Source organism: Actinoplanes philippinensis (assembly GCF_900113015.1).
Classification (GTDB): Bacteria; Actinomycetota; Actinomycetes; order Mycobacteriales; family Micromonosporaceae; genus Actinoplanes; species Actinoplanes philippinensis.
Genome location: NZ_FONV01000018.1, coordinates 20,378 through 37,110, shown reverse-complemented (window position 1 = coordinate 37,110; position 16,733 = coordinate 20,378). Strand labels below are relative to the sequence as shown.

Genomic DNA, 16,733 nt, shown 5'->3' with positions numbered 1-16,733 from the left:
CTCCCGTGAGGGGAGATCCGAGCGTTGGGTCATGAAGGAGGAACCGTGGCGAAAGACCTGATCCCCATCGGTCGTTTCTCTCGGATGAGCAGGTTGTCGATCAAGGCGCTGCGCTTCTACGCCGAGCAGGGGCTGATCGTGCCGGCATGGGTGGATCCGTCGTCCGGATACCGCTACTACCGGCGGGGATAGGCGGCTCGGGCCGAGGCGATCCGGGTGCTACGGGCGGTCGGCATGCCGGTCGGGGAGATCCGCGACCTGCTCGCCGACGACGATCCGGAGCTGGTCGGGAAGCGTCTCGCGGCGCACCGGGAGCGGCTGCGGGCCCGGCTCGCCGAGCAGGAGCGGATGCTGCGGTTCCTCGAACGTCTCATCGATCGAGGAGGAAACCTCATGCCCTACGAGGTGACGGTCAAGGTGGTCCCGCCGGTCACGGTGGCGAGTGTGACGCGACGGGCCGGCCTGGCCACCATCGGCGAGGCCGTCCGGGAGGGCTTCGGCGCGGTCGTCGGAGTCATCGGTACGGCCGGAGCGTCCCCGAACGGCGCGCCCTTCGTCGTCTACCACGACGTCATCGACGAGGTCACCGAAGGCGACGTGGAGATCTGCGTGCCCGCCGCCGGGTTCCCGCAGATGCCCGGCTGCATCGTCGCGTCGACCGTCCACCGTGGCCCCTACCCGGAGATCTCCCCGGCGTACCACGCGGTGACCGCCTGGATCGAGGAGAACGGGCGCCGGCCCGCGGGCCCGCCACGGGAGATCTACCTCAACGACCCGCAGACCGTCGCGCCCGCCGACCTGCTCACCGAGGTGCAGTTCCCGATCGAGAGCAGTGGATCCGGCAACTGATCGGTGACCGTCGTCCGCCCCGCCCGTGGCAGGCGGGGCGGACGGCGTACCTCAGGCCGAGGGGTTGAAGGTGATGCCGGCCGGCATCGCCTCGGTGATCAGGTTGACGAAGCCGGCGTCCTTGAGCCCGAAGTTGGCGCTGCCGAAGTCGTAGTTGCTCAGCGTGGTGCGGATGGCGGTGGACGGGAAGCCGTTCCAGCCGACCAGCGACGGGTACTGCCACGCGGCGTAACCGTTCTCCGGCGGCTCGTCGCCGGTGCCGGCCAGCCGGAACGCGTGCGTGCCCACCCCGTCCTTGTGGTAGACGATCTTCGGGTGGTTGCCGGTCCACCGCACGCTGCTCGCCGCCGCGATGTCGAAGTCGCCGTGCGCCGAGGTGGAGACGTACTTGGCCACGTCGTTCTGCACCCAGACCACGACGTGCTCCCAGTCGTGCCGGTGCCCGCCGATCGAGCTGTTGGGCAGGGCCTGGTCCTTCTCGAAGTACAGGCCGTACGCGATGGCGCACCACCCGTTGTTGCACTTGTACCGCGAATACCCGTTGGTGTTGTCCAGGTCGGCGTTGTCGTGGCAGTCGCCGCTGAGCGAGCCGGTCGGTTTGAGCCCGCCGTTGACGACGCCGGTCGGGCCGATCGCCGGGGTCGGGTAGCAGCCGTCGGTGTCGTAGTCGTACGCCGGCTGCCACTTGGTCTCGATCGCCTCGGCGTTGCCGGGCAGCTCGGCCGGGGGAGCGGCCAACGCCGGAGCGGCCGTGACGGCCAGGACGGCGAGCGCGCTGCCGGCGACGACCGCCGAACGCAACGCCCGGCGGCGGGGAGCAGTGGGGGACATCGGACTCCTCGGTATCGATCGGGGGGAATCGTTCCGCCGAATTTCCGCACGGCCGCCCGGGTGATGAGGCGTCCACCGGGCTGCGCGGGGATCAACGCTCGGCGAACACCACAACCGCGATCGGCCGGCGGCTTACCCGCCGGTAACAATCGATCAGCTTGAGGCTTCCGGCCCCGCGGGGCAAGAGTTTGTCTCATCTACCGCCGGCGCTCGCCGACAGTGCGGAGGTGAGGCGGAGTTCGGTGGTACGCGCGAGGCCGGTGCCCCGTCGTGTGCTGCTGCCCCTCGCCGCCATCCTCCCGGCCCAGGTCGCCGGCTGGATCGTCCCGTCCTGGTATCCGATGATCCTGGGCATCTCGCTGGCCGTGCTCGACGCGTTCGGCGTCCACTACCTGACCCGGGTCGCCCGGCTCGGCCTCAACGCGCTGCCCTGCCGGATCGCCGCGGTCGCCCGCGGGCTCGGCGTGGGCAACGCGGTGGCGCTGACGGCCTGGCTGGCCGGTGGGCCCGCCTGGCTGTGGTGGGCCGCGGTGGCGACACACGTCGGCGGCATGGCGCTGCTCGGGTTCTCGACGGTGATCGGCCCGCTGCTGCGGCTCAGCGGGCCGCACCGGCAGGCGTTCGCCGCCGAGATGGTGGCGGTCGGCGCGGCCGCGGTGATGGTGGTCTGGTTCGCCGGCCTGGATCCGGCGCTGATGTCCGGCCGGTCCGGCGCGGCCTGGAGCATCGTCGGCGGCCTGCTCGTCGCCGACCTCATGCTGGCCATGGCGATCGCCGCGATGCTGCTGCGTGGCATGGTCAACCACTGGCGTGACCCGATCACCGTGCTGATCAGCGGGATGGTGCTGGCCATCCTCGCCGACACGAGGTGGGCGACCAGCCTGCCGGGCGGCGTGGAACGCCTGGTCGAACCGTCCGGCGGCGCCCTCGTGGTGACCGCCCACCTGCTGCTCACGCTCTCCCCGCTGATGTCGGCGTCCGGCATCGGCAGCGTCACCGACCGGGCCCGCCGGGCCGACCCGCCCCGGTGGGTCGCCTACCTCCCGCTCGCCGCGCTGGTCACCGGCGTGGCGCTGCTGCTCGTGGTGATCGTCCGGACCTCCGGCTGGCAGCGCTGGAGCGGCCTGGTCGTCGCGATGGCCGCGATGCTGGCCGCGGTGACGTTCCGCTACTGGCTGTCGCTGCGGACCAGCCGGGCGCGGGCCGGCCGCGATCCGGAGACCGGGCTCGCCACCCGGGCCGCGCTCAAGGAGGCGCTCGCCGCCGTGGTCCGCGGACGCGAGCCGTTCGCCGTCCTGGTCATCGCGGTGGCCGAGCCGAGGGACCAGCACCGCATGTCCGGCATCCTGCGGCGTAACGTCCGCGCCGACGACCTGGTGGCGCGGATCGGCCCGGCCGCCTTCGGGGTGCTGCTCACCGACGCGGGCGTGGCCGCCGAGGCGACCATCGCGGCGCAGCGGATCCTCGCCGCCGCGGACGACGACGACCTGCGGTGCTCGATCGGCGTGGCGGTCGCCCGGATCGGCGAGCCCGCCAAGACCGTCCTGCGCAACGCCGAGATCGCGATGAGCCACGCGGTCCGGTCACCGGCGTCGACCTTCGCCATCCACGAGCTGTCGATGAACGACCGCCGGGCGGTGGACGCGGCCCTCGCCGAAGCGCTCGAAGGCGCCCAGCAGCGTGACGAGCTCACCGTCCTCTACCAGCCGATCGTCGACCTGGCCAGCGGGCGGGTGGTCGCCGCCGAGGCGCTGCTGCGCTGGCGGCACCCGCTGCACGGGGCGATCTCGCCGTCCGCCTTCATCCCGGTCGCCGAACGGTCCGGCGAGATCGTCGGCATCGGCCGGTGGGTGCTCGAACAGGCGATCCAGCAGGTGGCCGCGTGGCGCGAGGCCGGCGCCGACCTGACCGTGACCGTCAACGTCTCGCCGCGCCAGCTGCAGGAGCCGCACCTGGCCCGGGAGGTGCTCGGCGCGCTGGAACGGGCCGGGGTGCCCGCGCGGAACCTGATCGTCGAGGTGACCGAGTCGGCGATGGTCGAGGAAGCCGTCGAGGTCGCGGCGCTGCGACGGTTGCGGTCCGCGGGGGTCCGGATCGCCATCGACGACTTCGGTACGGGCTACTCGTCCCTGCAGTACCTGACCCGCCTGCCGGTCGACGTCCTCAAGATCGACCGTGGTTTCGTGGCGCGGCTGGACGGCACCGGCGAGGGCGCGGCGATCGCCGAGGCGGTGATCCGGCTGGCCCAGATCCTTCGGCTGACCACCGTGGCCGAGGGGATCGAGACCGACGTCCAGGCCGCCGAGCTGCTGGCTCTCGGCTCGGAGCGGGGGCAGGGCTACCTGTACTCCCGGCCGGTGCCGCCGGAGGAGGTCGCCGCCCTGGTCGAGCGACAGCGGGACCTGGCGGCCTGACCGTCCCCTGGCCACCAGGGTCCCGCTGTGTCTCGTGCGGCCTTCTCTCGTCAGGCGGTTGCCTTCGCGGTCGCCTTCGGCTCGGTGACGGCGGGGTCCGAGGCGCGCTGGTTGCGGATCAGCGCGTCGATCGACCAGGGCCCGCCGCCGACGACGGCGATCAGCAGGAACGACCAGGCGTACAGGGCGGGGGTGACGCCGCCGTTCTCGATCGGCATCAGGCCCTCCGGCTGGTGCACCACGAAGTAGGCGTACGCCATCGATCCGGACGCCAGGATCGCGGCCGGGCGGGTGCCGAGCCCGACCAGGACCAGCGCACCGCAGACGAGCTGGATGAGACCGGCATACCAGTTGGGCCACAGGCCGACCGCGACCGGCTCGCCCGTGCCCCGGCTGCCACCGAGCAGGCCGAACACGGACGCGAGCCCGTGGCAGGTGAAGAGCAGACCGACGACGACCCGGAACAGCAGCCAGGTGATCTCGTTCACGCGCGGGGTAGACAATAGATGCTCCTCTGTCGCCGAAGTGGACAATCTGGAGATTCACCCTAGGCGCTCCGGGTTTCGTAGAAGATAGAAGATCATAAATTTCGCCTAAGAGTCCAGGCTCACCGAAATCTCGCCGTAACCTGCCTTACATCTTGCCGAAAACGTTTTCGTAAGGCAGCGTGTGCCGCAGGCGAGCCGCATCACGGGGGCGGGTCCGCCGAGGCCGCTCAGGGGTGTCGCACGCTGCATCTTTCCCGGGCGCCTCCGCTTCCCATGCATCGACATGACTCGATTGCAGAGGTGTCCTCATGCGTTTCAACCGTCGTACCGTCCTGATCGCCGGCGCCGCCGGGGCCGCGGGTGTTCTGCTGCCCCCGTCACCGGCCCGCGCCGCCCGCCTCGACGCCGGCGTCTCGGCGTATCCGTTCCCGCTCACCGCCGTCCGCCTCGACGCCGGCCCGTTCGCCGACAACGCCGGACGCACCCAGAGCTACCTGCGCTTCCTCGACGCCGACCGGCTGCTGCACATGTTCCGGGTGACGGCCGGCCTGTCGTCGTCGGCCACCCCGTGCGGCGGCTGGGAGTCACCCACCACCGAACTGCGCGGCCACTCCATCGGGCACGTGCTCAGCGCGCTCGCCCAGGCCTGGGCGAGCACCGGCGACGCCACCTACCGGTCCAAAGGCGACTACCTCGTCGCACAGCTGGCGCTCTGCCAGCGCCCGAACGGCTTCCTCTCCGCCTTCCCCGAGTCGTTCATCGACCGGGTCGAGACCGGCCAGCAGGTGTGGGCGCCGTATTACACCCTCCACAAGATCGTGCAGGGCCTGCTCGACTGGCACCTGCTAACCGGCAGCGCCCAGGCCCTCGCCGTCCTGCAGCGCAAGGCCGCCTGGGTGCAGGCTCGCAACAGCCGGCTCACCCACGTCCAGCGCCAGCAGATGCTGCGCGTCGAGTTTGGCGGCATCGGCGAAACCCTGTTCAACCTCTACCAGCTCACCGACGACCCGGTGCACCTGTTCACCGCCCAGTACTTCGATCACGCCCAGGTGCTCGACCCGCTCGCCGCCGGGGTCGACGCGCTCGCCGGGTTCCACGCCAACACACAGATCCCGAAGGCGATCGCGGCGATCCGCGGATACCACGCGACCGGCGACACCCGGTACCGCGACATCGCCGTCAACTTCTGGAACTTCGTGGTACGCCAGCACTCGTACGCGATCGGCGGCAACTCCAACGGCGAGTACTTCCAGGCGCCGAACCGGATCGCGTCGGAGCTCTCCGACACCACGTGCGAGTGCTGCAACACGTACAACATGCTCAAGCTGACCCGGCAACTGTTCTTCACCGACCCGTCTCGGGCCGCCGAGTTCATGGACTTCTACGAGAAGGCGCTCTACAACCACCTGCTCGGCGCGCAGAATCCGAACTCGGCGCACGGGCACCACTGTTACTACGTGCCGTTGCGGGCCGGCGGAATCAAGACGTACAGCAACGACTACGACAACTTCACCTGCTGCCACGGCACCGGCATGGAGACGAACACCAAGTTCGTCGACAGCATCTACTTCCAAGTCAACACGACGCTCTACGTCAATCTGTACATCGCGTCAACATTGATCTGGTCAAGTCAAGGCGTCACGATCCGGCAGGACACCACGTATCCGGAGAGCCCGTCCACACGGCTCACCGTCACCGCCGGCGCCGGTGTCCTCGACGTGCGGATCCGCATCCCGTCGTGGACCAGCGGCGCCCAGGTGCGCGTCAACGGCGTCCCCACCGGCACGCCGGCGCCCGGGACGTACCTCTCGATCAATCGGACCTGGACCACCGGCGACGTCGTCGATGTCAGCCTCCCGATGGCCCTCACCCTGGAAGCCGCTCCGGACAACCCGTCGGTGCGTGCCGTCCGACACGGGCCGATCGTGCTGGCCGGCCAGTTCGGCACCAGCAACCTGAGCAGCCTGCCGGCCCTCGACCCCGGCACGCTGACCGCGACCGGCACACCACTGGAGTACACCGCCGGATCGGTCCTGCTGCGGCCGTTCTACAAGACACACGGCCAGCGCTATTCGGTCTACTGGGACGTCACGGGCACGGCTCCGAAAGAGGCGCGCTACCCGTTCGACGAGACGTCCGGGACCGTCGCGGCCGACGCCACCGGCAACGGCTGGAACGGCGCCCTGATCGGCGGCGTCACCCGCACCGCCGGGCGCAGCGGCAACGCGGTCCTGCTCAACGGCGCCAACGGATACGTCAGCCTGCCCGGCGGGATCCTGGCCGGTGTCACCGCGTTCACCATCGCCACCTGGCTCCGCATCGACGCCGCCGCCAGCTGGACCCGGGTGTTCGACTTCGGCACCGGCACCGGCGCCTACCTGTTCCTCACCCCGCGCAGCAGCTCCGGGACCGCCCGCTACGCGATCAGCACCGGCGGCTCCGGCGCCGAACAGCGCATCAACGCCCCGGCCGCGCTCCCCACCGGCGCGTGGACCCACGTCGCCGTCACCCACACCGGCGACCTCGGCGTCCTCTACGTCAACGGCGCCGAGGTCGCCCGCAACACCGCCCTCACGGTACGCCCGTCCGCGTTGCCGTCGACCACCCAGAACTGGATCGGCCGCTCCCAGTACGCCACCGATCCGTATCTGACCGCCGCCGTGGACGGATTCCGGATCCACAGCCGGGCGCTGTCCGCGGCCGAGGTCGCTCAACTGTTTTCCACCGGACAGTGAACATTTCCACCGGACAGTGAGAGAGGCAGTTCGATGTCCCGAAGAAGACGATCAGCGGCGCTGCTCAGCGCGCTGGTCACCGCGGTCGCGGCGACAGCCGTCGCCACCCCCTCGCAGGCCGCCAACCCGATCATCACCAGCATCTACACCGCCGACCCCGCGCCCCTGGTCGTCGGCAACACCATGTACATCCACGCCGGCCGTGACGAGGCGCCGACCGGCGGCAGCAACTTCGTGATGCGCGAATGGCACGTGCTGTCGTCCACCGACGCGGCGAACTGGACCGACAACGGCGCCCGCGCCACCATCGCGACGTTCCCGTGGGCCGGCGCCGACGCGTGGGCCGGCGAGGTCGAACCGCGCAACGGGAAGTACTACTGGTACACGTCGATCAACGGCAACGGCGCCGGCTGGATGAACATCGGCGTCGCCGTCGGTGACAGCCCGCTCGGCCCGTTCACCGACGCCAAGGGCGGGCCGCTGATCAGCGACAGCACCGCCAACTCGTCCGGCCTCAACATCGACCCCACCGTCTTCGTCGACGACGACGGGCAGGCCTACATGTACTGGGGCGGCTACTGGGGACCGCGTGCCGTGCGCCTGGCCAGCAACATGATCGACACGGTCGGGCCGGTCGTCACGCCGACGGGGCTCACCAACTACTGGGAGGCCCCGTGGATGTTCAAACGCAACGGCCTCTACTACATGATGTACGCCGCCAACGACACCAGTGGCTGTGTCACCGACTCCAACTACGCCTGCCAGCGGTACGCCACCGCGAGCAACCCGATGGGGCCGTGGACCCACCGCGGTGTGGTGCTCGGACAGGTGTCGTCCACGACCAACCACGCGGGAATCGTCGAGTTCAACGGTCAGTGGTACATCGTCTACCACAACGCGAACGCGCCCGGCGGTGGCAACTTCCGCAGGTCGGTGGCGGTCGACCGGCTGTACTTCAACGCTGACGGGACGATCCAGCCGGTCGTGCAGACGACCACCGGGCCGCCGCCGAACCCGGGTGGTGGAGGTGGCGGCAGCGGGACCAACATCGCACCGTCAGCCACCGCGTCGACGTCCTATGTGTCGTCGTGGGAGAGCCTCGCCGCGATCAACAACGGCGGGACGCCGGCGAACTCGCAGGACCGGTCGAACCTTGCCTACGGCAACTGGCCGCAACAGGGCACGCAGTGGATCGAGTACACATGGCCGACCGCGCAGTCGATCAACAAGAGTTCGGTCTACTGGTTCGACGACAACCAGGGCATCGATCTGCCGGCGTCATGTGCACTGGAGTACTGGAACGGCAGTCAATATGTACCAGTTCAACTGCAGTCAACATGTGGCGTCGCGGGCAATGTTGAGAACGTCAACACGTTCACCAGTGCAGTCAACACGACGCGGCTGCGCCTGCAGATCACCTCTCGCAGTGGACTGTCGACGGGCGTCCTCGAGTGGAAGGCGTTCCGGTCATGAGCCGGCGGGGTTCGACGCGGCGCGGCTGGACGGGGACGGGTCCGACGGAGCCGGACTTGACGGGGACGGGTCCGACGGAGCCGGACTTGACGGGGACGGGTCCGACGGAGCCGGACTTGACGGGGTCGGGGTCGGGGCCGGCGCCGGGGCCGGGGCCGGGGCTGAGGCTGACGGGGACGGGCTTGACGGGGCCGGGGCTGAGGCTGACGGGGCCGGGGTTGGCTAGGCCGCGGTTGGCGAGGCCGGGCTTGCGGGGACTTTTCGGCACACCACGGCCGGCCGTTCGGGTGCTCCGCACCATACGGCGCGCGTGGGCGTACACCCTGAGTTTGACGTTGATCGTGGCCTCGCTGTCGGTCCACCCGCAGCCGGCCCTCGCTGCGCAGACCATCGGGTTTCCGGTCTTCGGCAACGCCGGGTCGATTCCGGCGCCGCCGGTCGGCTACTCCACCGGCGACACGATGCGCGCCATCTACGACGCCGAGTCGAGCGGTACCGACTTCTGGATGGACCGCCTGCTCGCCCGCACCGGCAACGACCCGGCCGGCACCTGGCTGATGACGCGCGGACGGGCCGCGTACATGAACACGCACAACCCGTCGGTGATCGGTTTCGGTGGCAACGCCGCCTACTGGGACAACATCTCCAGTCAGAACGCCTACGCGATCACGGCCTCCACCGGCACCTTCACCGAACAGGCCGCCCAGCGCCGGCAGACCCCCAGCCACTGGCGCAGCGTGCACACGAGCGGCTCGCTCCGGCTCGACGTCACGAAGTTCATCACCGACAACAACGTGCTGGTCACCAACGTCGCCGTGGTCAACAACGGCAGCGCCTCGACGACGCTGACGCTGAACGCCACGTCGCCCTACGCGACCACCGTGACCGGCGCCGAACTGACCGGCACCCGCGCCGTGAAGAACAACCTGACGACCCTCTACCCGCGGTTCTCCGGCGACGGGTTCACCGCCGCCAACGGCGCGCTCAGCCGATCGGTGACGGTCGCCGCGGGACAGACGGTCACGGTCAAGGTGCAGCTGGGCTGGGTCGCCACCGAGATCCCGGCGTCACGCACCGAGTACGACGCCTACCGGGCCCGGACCCCCGCCGACGCGTTCGCGACGCACGTCCGCGCCTACAACAGGTGGTGGGCCGACAACGTGCCCTACATCGACGTGCCGGACGCGGCGATCAAGAAGAACATCTACTACCGCTGGTGGCTGATGCGCTTCAACCACCTCGACGCCGACATCCCCGGGCAGGACTTCCAGTTCCCGCAGTCGATCGAGGGCGTGACCGGCTACAACAACGCGATCGCGCTCACCCAGCCGATGCACATCGACGACCTGAAGTACCTGCGCAGCCCGGAGTACTCCTACGGCCCGTACCTGGCGGTCGGCCAGTACTCGGCGAACGGCCGCTTCGTCGACAACCCGGGCGACCCGGAGAACTGGTCGAACTCGTACACCCAGTACATCGCCGAGGCGGCGTGGCGCGCCTACCAGATCCACGGCGGGCAGCCGGCGATGCTGACCAACTTCGCCCGTTACGCCGAGGGTGACGCCAAGGGCCAGCTCGCCACCTACGACACCAACAACAACGGCGTCATCGAGTACGACTGGGGCGCGATGACCGGCAACGACGCCGACGCCGTGTCGTTCCACTGGCGGGCCGGCAACCTGGACCGCGCCGAGAGCGCCTACGTGTGGAGCGCCGCCAACGCCGCCCGCGACGCCTACACGCTGGCCGGGAACACGGCCAAGGCCGCCGAGATGCAGACGCTCGCCGACCGGATCCGCAACGGCGTGATCTCCACGCTGTGGAACCCGGACCGGCAGCTGCTGGAGCACAAACATGTCTCCACCAACGCGTTCGTGCCGTGGAAGGAGATCAACAACTACTACCCGTACTCGGTCGGGCTGATGCCCAACACCGCGCAGTACCGGGAGGCGCTGCGCCTGTTCGCCGACCCCGCCCAGTACCCGATCTTCCCGTTCTACACCGCCAACCAGGTCGACAAGGCAGCCGCCGCGGCCGCCGGCAACCCGGGCAGCAACAACTTCTCCACCATCAACTCCACGGTGCAGTTCCGGCTCTACTCGTCGGTGCTGCGCAACTACCCCAACACCTGGATGACCAACGACGACTACAAGAAGCTGCTCTACTGGAACGCCTGGGCGCAGTACGTCGGCGGGGACACCAACTGGCCGGACGCCAACGAGTTCTGGGCCGACTGGAACGGCAGCGCCATCACGTACCGCTCGTGGATCCACCACAACATCCTCGGCAGCAGCAACTGGACGATCATCGAGGACGTCGCCGGGCTCCGGCCGCGCAACGACGCCCAGATCCAGCTGTCGCCGATCGCCATCGGGTGGAGCCACTTCGCGGTGAACAACCTGCGTTACCGCAACGCCGACCTGTCGATCGTCTGGGACGACCCGGCCGACGGCGTGACCCGGTACCCCGGGGTGCCGCAGGGATATTCGATCTACCTGAACGGGACCCGGGTCGCCACCCTCAACCAGCTGATCCCGTTCACCTACAACCCGGCGACCGGCGCGGTCACCACCACCGGGACCGTCGCGTTCAGCACGGCGTTCGCGTCGTTGCAGGCGCCGCAGAACGTGGTGCAGAGCGGGTCGCGGGTGGTCGACATCTTCGCCAAGGCGGGCGTCGACCTCACCTCGACCCGGCCCGACCTGGCCGCCGGAGCGACCGCGTCGGCGTCGTACACCACCTCCGGCACCTCGGTGACCGGCGCGATCGACGGGCTGCCCACCAACGCTCCGCTGTGGGGAAGTTACGGCAGCGCCAACGCCACCGACTGGTACGAGCTCAACTTCGGCAGCACCGCCCGTACCGTCGACGAGGCCTGGCTCTACTTCCGCAACGACCGCGCCGGCAACCGGTACCGGCCGCCCACCGCCTACAACGTCCAGTACTGGAACGGCAGCGCGTGGGTCAACGCCGCCGCCCAGGTCAAGACGCCCGGCACGCCGCAGTCCAACTTCAACAGGGTCACCTTCACCGGGGTCAGCACGACACGGTTGCGGGTCCAGTTCACGCAGCCGTCCGGAACATCCAAGACCGGACTGACCGAGATCAAGGTGTACGGCCAGAGCACCGTACCGCCGGATCCGAACCCCAACCTGGCGACCGCGGCGACACCCAGCGCCTCGTACACGTCATCGTGGGAGAGCGTCGCGGCCATCAACGACGGCATCGACCCACCGTCGTCGAACGACACCGTGAACCCGCGCTGGGGGACCTGGCCCAACCAGGGCGAGCAGTGGGCCGAGCTGACCTGGCCGGCGGCACAGAACCTGCGCTCCGCCCAGGTGTACTTCTTCGACGACGGCCAGGGCATCGATCTGCCCGCGTCGTGGAAGCTCCAGTACTGGAACGGCGCCGCCTACGTGGACGTGCCGTCGGCCGGCGGCTACCCCGTCGCGGGCGGCCAGTACAACACCGTCACCTTCGGCCAGGTCAGCACCACCCGGCTCCGGGTGGCCCTGACCAGCGGCGCCGCCTCCGTCGGACTGCTGGAGGTGAAGGCCTTCGCGAGCTGACCGGAGACGGCAGGGCCCGGTGACCGCACTGATCACCGGGCCCTGCCGTCAGTGGCCGCGGAACGCCTCCTCCAGCCACCACGACGGCTGGTCGGCGGTGACCTTCGCGTCGATCACCAGCGGCACGTCCCGGGGCCCGGCCAGCCATTCCCGGACCGGATCAAGATCTTCCGGCGTGCGTACGGTGACCGCCGCGCACCCGTGTCCACGGGCCACGGCGGCGAGATCCGTCTCCGGGAACACCACCGTGGCGAGCGGATGCCCGGCCGGCCCGAAGTGGTGCACCTCGGCCCCGTACGCCTCGTCGTTCCACACCACGATCAGCATGCCGAGCCCGAGCCGCCGGATCGTGTCGAGCTCGGCGATGCCCATCAGGAACCCGCCGTCACCGCACGCCGCGACCGGCAGCCGTCCCGGGCTGGCGAGGGCCGCCCCGAGCGCACTGGCCAGCCCCAGCCCGATCGACTGGAACGCCTGCGTGAACACGAACCCGTGATGATCCGGAACGGACAGGAACATCGACGGATATCCCATGAAGTTGCCCGAGTCGACGGCGATGACCCGCTCGGCGGGAAGCAGGTCGTCCAGGCCGATGGCGAGGGTCCGCGGGTCGATGCGGCTGTCGTCGCCGGTGTCGTCGAACGCGACGTCACGCCAGCGTCCCCGGTCGCGCAGCTCCGCTCGTACCGCCGCGGTCCGGAAGGCCTCCCGCCGGCCGGGGAGCGCGGCGGCCACGGCGATCGCCGTCAATCGTGCGTCGCCGCAGACGCCCAGGTCGAGGCGGTGGTGGGCGCCGAAGGCGGTGGGGTCCACATCGACCTGGACGACCACCGCGTCCGGGCCGATCAGCGACCCGTGCCGGGTGGTCCACATGGTGAGCGACGCGCCCCAGGCGATGACGACGTCCGCCGAGCGGATCAGCTCGGCCGCCAGCGGCGTGGCGAACCCGCCGGAGACGTCCAGATTCCACTCGTCGCCGGCGAACAGCCCCTTGGCCGCAGCCGACGTCGCCAGCAGCGCGCCCGACACCGCCGCCAGCTCCGCCAGCTCGGAGCCCGCCGTGACCGCGCCCCGCCCGGCGATGAACACCGGCCGTTCGGCGCCCCGGAGTAGATGGGCAAGAGCGGTCACCGCATCGTCGGACGCGCGGGGCGGCTGACTCGCCGGGGCGGGCGGGACCTCGGCCGGCTCGGCGGTCGCGGCCTGCACGTCCAGCGGCAGGTTGAGCACGACCGTGCGCCGGTCGAGCACCGAGGTCCGCCACGCGCGGGTCGCGTCCGCGACGGCCGACGCCGGGCCGTGCACCCGGTCGCTGACCGCGCCGACCGCGTGCGCGAGCGCGTCCTGGTCGACGCGGAAGTTGGACCGCAACGCGGACGCCGCCGGCTCGGCGGCCAGGACGACCATCGGGGTCCGGCTCTTGGCCGCCTCCGCGATCCCGGTCATCGCGTTGGTCAGCCCGCAGCCCTGATGCACCGTGACGACGCCGGGCCGGCCACTGACCCGCGCATACGCGTCGGCCGCGGTCGCCGCCCCACCCTCGTGGCGGGTGGCGACGAACCGTGCGCCGTGCGCGACGAGCGCGTTCGTGACGTGGAAGTTGCCACTGCCGACGACACCGAAGACCAGGTCGGCGCCGAGTTTCGCAAGGGTCTCGCCGACGATGTCGGCTACGGTCCGGTCGCTCACTTTTCCACGAGGGCCAGGACGCGGACCGGGCTTCCCGAGCCGCCGGTGATCGGCAGCGGGGGAGCGATCACCACGGCGCCGGTGGGCGGCAGCCGGTCCAGGTTCCGCAGCTGGGTGAGCCCGTACTTGCCGGCCCCCAGCAGGTAGGAGTGGCACGGGAACGGCGGGTCGAACGAGTGGGCGGCGCCCGCGTCGGTGCCGACGGTCTCCACCCCGATGCCGATCACCGGCGACTCCTCGGCGACCCACTTCGCGGCCTCGACCGAGAGGCCCGGCGTGTGCTGACCGGTCTCGTTCGCGTTCAGGAAGGCCTCCTGGTCACCGGAGCGGGAATCCCATCCGGTACGGACCAGGAGCCACCCGCCGCGCGGAAGAGGTCCGTGCGCCGTCTCCCACTCCTGCAGGTGCTCCACTTCGAGCAGGAAGTCGGGGTCCTTGGCGGCCCGCTCGGTGACGTCGACGACGGCGGCCGGGGCGATGAGCCGCCGCGGCGGAACCTGGGACACGTCCTCGCCGTCGCGGCCGGTCACCCAGTGGATCGGCGCGTCGAAGTGGGTGCCGGTGTGCTCGCCGGTGTGGATGTTGTTCCAGTACCAGGCGGGGCCTCGGTCGTCGTACCGGCTGATCTCCTCCAGCCCGAACGGGATGGTGTTCGCGAACGGCGGCGGAAGCTGCAGGATCGGCGTCCCCGCGGACAGCGGCGCGGTCAGATCGACGACCTCGATCGAGCCGTCGCCGACACCGGACAACAGGGCCTTCAAAACGCTCATCGGCAAACCCTACGGCCGCCGCGTTCCGTGCGGCAGGCATCGAGACGGACTTCGGCCTTACGGGGCGCTCACGCCCCGCATGATCCGGCGGGTCAGCTCCGGATGGTCGAGCACGTCGGTGCTGTCGGCGAACTGGTCGACGCTGCCGAACCCGGCCGGCTCCCCGGTCAGCGCGGCGGCGAACCGGCCCGCGCCGATCACCGGGAACGGCCGGTCGAAGTAGGGGCGCCGGGTCGCGTCGACCGGCTCGGCGATGCCGAGACGGTTCTGCCACTCACCGGCCGCCTCGTAGGCGTCACAGAGCGAGGCCTGGCGCTGCCGCGCGTCATCGGCGGCGAGGGCGTGGTGCAGCGCGGCGACGATGCCGGCCGCTTCCGGCAGGGCGGCGACGGCGCTACCGAGCCATTTGCCGTACGGCGGAAACCGTCGCGCCAGCAGCAGGGTCAGCCGCATCACGTCGCGGGCCAGCCGGGCGGCGACGATACGGCTGCCCAGCTCGTCCCCGGCTTCGGCGGCCCGCCCGACGAACGCCTCCTCCTGCGAGATCCGTGTCCACTGGGCGGCCAGAACCCGCCGCCACACGTCGTCCGGATACCAGCGCAGCCGCCGCCGCAGCGCGGTCAGCTCGCCCACGGAGTCGTGGTACACCTCGCCGCCGGTCGTCTCGGCGAGCCGCTGGGTGGGCGTGGCCAGCCAGTCCAGGGTGGTGGGTTCGTCGCGCGCGTCGAATCCGAGCTGCCGCACCGACCAGGCCGCCACGTCGGTGATCTGCACCCGGTGCGCGACCGGCCCGGTCGTCGGCGTCATCACCCGGACCCGCGCGCCGGCCGGTTCGAAGTTCGTCGGCCACCCGCCGACCTGCTTCGGCAGTCGTGCCGTGAACAGCGCGGACAGGCCGGCGCCATGGCGGGCGACGTCCTCGGGCGACAGGAACAGCTCGAGCCGCGGCCCCCAGTCGTGATCGGCGGAGCGGGGCGTGTCGAAGCCGAGCACCTCCGAGCCCGGCCCGATCCGGGCGGCCGCGTGCGGCAGTCCCGGATACGCCTCGTCCAGGAGAGGGCGGACGGCCTCGGTGTAGAAGGCCCGGCACAGTCGCAGGCCGGGCACGAATTCTGGCTGCACGCCGTCACGATAAATGCGTTGCCCGGTTTCGGCGAGCGGCTTAACGTCTCTCTCAGCCGCACACCGGACGAACGGGAGACCGAGATGAACGCGATCAATGAAGACATTCTCCGGCGGTGCCGATAGATCGCTTCAGCGTTCGTTCGCGCCGCCCATTCCGTACCCGGAAAGGGCGGTTTTCTTTTTGTTTAAAGCCACACCCGTCGCCGTAGCTCAGCTGGTCAGAGCGCCGACCTGATAAGTCGGAGGCCGGTGGTTCGAACCCACCCGGCGACACGCAGCATTTCGGCGCGGTGGACGAAAGGTAGAGTCGCCCGGCTTTCACCCGGGACATGTGCGGGTTCGAATCCCGTCCGCGCTGCGTGATCCGGCGTCGCCCAACGGCAGGGCAGCGCACTGTTAATGCGTACAGGTGAAGGTTCGAATCCTTCCGCCGGAGCGGTCCCTGCAGCCGGTCGGAAGCCCCGTGGTTGGATGGCGGGGTGACGATCACGGTGGGCGAGGTGCCCGAGAAGGAACGGTTCGAAGCGCGGGACGAGGCCGGTGAGCTCGCCGGTGTGCTGACGTATCAGGTGACCGGGCCGATCGTCGTCTACACCCACACCACTGTCGACCCCCGCTTCGAGGGCCGCGACGTCCCCGCGCTGCTGGCCCGCGCCGTCATGGAGGACGCCAGGAGCCGCAACCGGACCGTCGTGCCGATGTGCCCGCTGCTGACCGAGTGGCTGGAGAAGAACCCCGGCTACGACAAGTTCGTGGCCCGGTCCACCCGCCGCATCAAGTAGTCGAT

At 70.2% G+C, this 16,733-nt stretch carries 10 protein-coding genes, 3 tRNA genes and 1 pseudogene; 9 read left to right on the top strand and 5 right to left on the bottom strand.

The genetic code is table 11. The annotated features are described in order from the left end of the window. Nucleotides 1-45 precede the first annotated feature (45 nt). A pseudogene (locus BM290_RS38260) lies at nucleotides 46-849 on the top strand (MerR family transcriptional regulator). Nucleotides 850-900: 51 nt separating this feature from the next. Here the strand turns inward: BM290_RS38260 and BM290_RS38255 are convergent. Further along, nucleotides 901-1,680, bottom strand: a complete 780-nt coding sequence (locus BM290_RS38255; protein ID WP_093620853.1) for an NPP1 family protein — start codon at nucleotides 1,678-1,680, stop codon at nucleotides 901-903. 227 nt (nucleotides 1,681-1,907) lie between these two features. On the opposite strand from BM290_RS38255, the gene BM290_RS38250 reads away from it, so the two are divergent. Continuing rightward, nucleotides 1,908-4,094, top strand: coding sequence for a putative bifunctional diguanylate cyclase/phosphodiesterase (locus tag BM290_RS38250; RefSeq protein WP_143134079.1), 2,187 nt, complete (start codon nucleotides 1,908-1,910; stop codon nucleotides 4,092-4,094). A 50-nt stretch (nucleotides 4,095-4,144) separates the two neighbouring features. Here BM290_RS38250 and BM290_RS38245 read toward each other — a convergent pair whose 3' ends face one another. Beyond that, on the bottom strand, nucleotides 4,145-4,597 hold the full coding sequence (locus tag BM290_RS38245; protein ID WP_093620851.1) for a DoxX family protein: 453 nt from the start codon (nucleotides 4,595-4,597) through the stop codon (nucleotides 4,145-4,147). Nucleotides 4,598-4,890: 293 nt separating this feature from the next. Between BM290_RS38245 and BM290_RS38240 the strand changes: the two genes are divergently transcribed. From BM290_RS38240 to BM290_RS38230, 3 genes are all read left to right on the top strand, one after another. Beyond that, nucleotides 4,891-7,317, top strand: a complete 2,427-nt coding sequence (locus BM290_RS38240; protein WP_093620850.1) for a glycoside hydrolase family 127 protein — start codon at nucleotides 4,891-4,893, stop codon at nucleotides 7,315-7,317. Nucleotides 7,318-7,350: 33 nt separating this feature from the next. Further along, nucleotides 7,351-8,790 (top strand): glycoside hydrolase family 43 protein, encoded by a 1,440-nt coding sequence (locus tag BM290_RS38235; RefSeq protein ID WP_093620849.1) that lies wholly within the window; start codon nucleotides 7,351-7,353, stop codon nucleotides 8,788-8,790. A gap of 329 nt (nucleotides 8,791-9,119) precedes the next feature. Beyond that, a complete protein-coding gene (locus BM290_RS38230; protein ID WP_239144012.1) occupies nucleotides 9,120-12,362 on the top strand; it encodes an MGH1-like glycoside hydrolase domain-containing protein in 3,243 nt (1,080 codons plus the stop codon). Nucleotides 12,363-12,410: 48 nt separating this feature from the next. Here BM290_RS38230 and BM290_RS38225 read toward each other — a convergent pair whose 3' ends face one another. Genes BM290_RS38225 through BM290_RS38215 form a run of 3 tightly spaced genes read right to left on the bottom strand, consistent with a single transcriptional unit; the run spans nucleotide 12,411 to nucleotide 15,943 of the window. After that, the gene (locus BM290_RS38225; protein WP_093620848.1) at nucleotides 12,411-14,051 is read right to left on the bottom strand and encodes a thiamine pyrophosphate-binding protein; all 1,641 of its coding nucleotides are present in this window, start codon (nucleotides 14,049-14,051) and stop codon (nucleotides 12,411-12,413) included. After that, nucleotides 14,048-14,821 (bottom strand): cyclase family protein, encoded by a 774-nt coding sequence (locus BM290_RS38220; protein WP_093620970.1) that lies wholly within the window; start codon nucleotides 14,819-14,821, stop codon nucleotides 14,048-14,050. The genes BM290_RS38225 and BM290_RS38220 overlap by 4 nt, the downstream gene beginning before the upstream one ends. Nucleotides 14,822-14,878: 57 nt before the next feature. After that, nucleotides 14,879-15,943, bottom strand: a complete 1,065-nt coding sequence (locus BM290_RS38215; protein WP_093620847.1) for a DUF4037 domain-containing protein — start codon at nucleotides 15,941-15,943, stop codon at nucleotides 14,879-14,881. Between the two features lie 202 nt (nucleotides 15,944-16,145). On the opposite strand from BM290_RS38215, the gene BM290_RS38210 reads away from it, so the two are divergent. The 4 genes from BM290_RS38210 to BM290_RS38195 all read left to right on the top strand — a co-directional run bounded on the left by BM290_RS38210 (nucleotide 16,146) and on the right by BM290_RS38195 (nucleotide 16,728). After that, nucleotides 16,146-16,219 (top strand) — tRNA-Ile (locus BM290_RS38210). 11 nt (nucleotides 16,220-16,230) lie between these two features. Then, nucleotides 16,231-16,304, top strand: a tRNA-Glu gene (locus BM290_RS38205). Nucleotides 16,305-16,309: 5 nt separating this feature from the next. Continuing rightward, nucleotides 16,310-16,382, top strand: a tRNA-Asn gene (locus BM290_RS38200). A 43-nt stretch (nucleotides 16,383-16,425) separates the two neighbouring features. Further along, nucleotides 16,426-16,728, top strand: a complete 303-nt coding sequence (locus BM290_RS38195) for a GNAT family N-acetyltransferase (RefSeq protein ID WP_093620846.1) — start codon at nucleotides 16,426-16,428, stop codon at nucleotides 16,726-16,728. The last annotated feature ends 5 nt before the right edge of the window (nucleotides 16,729-16,733 follow it).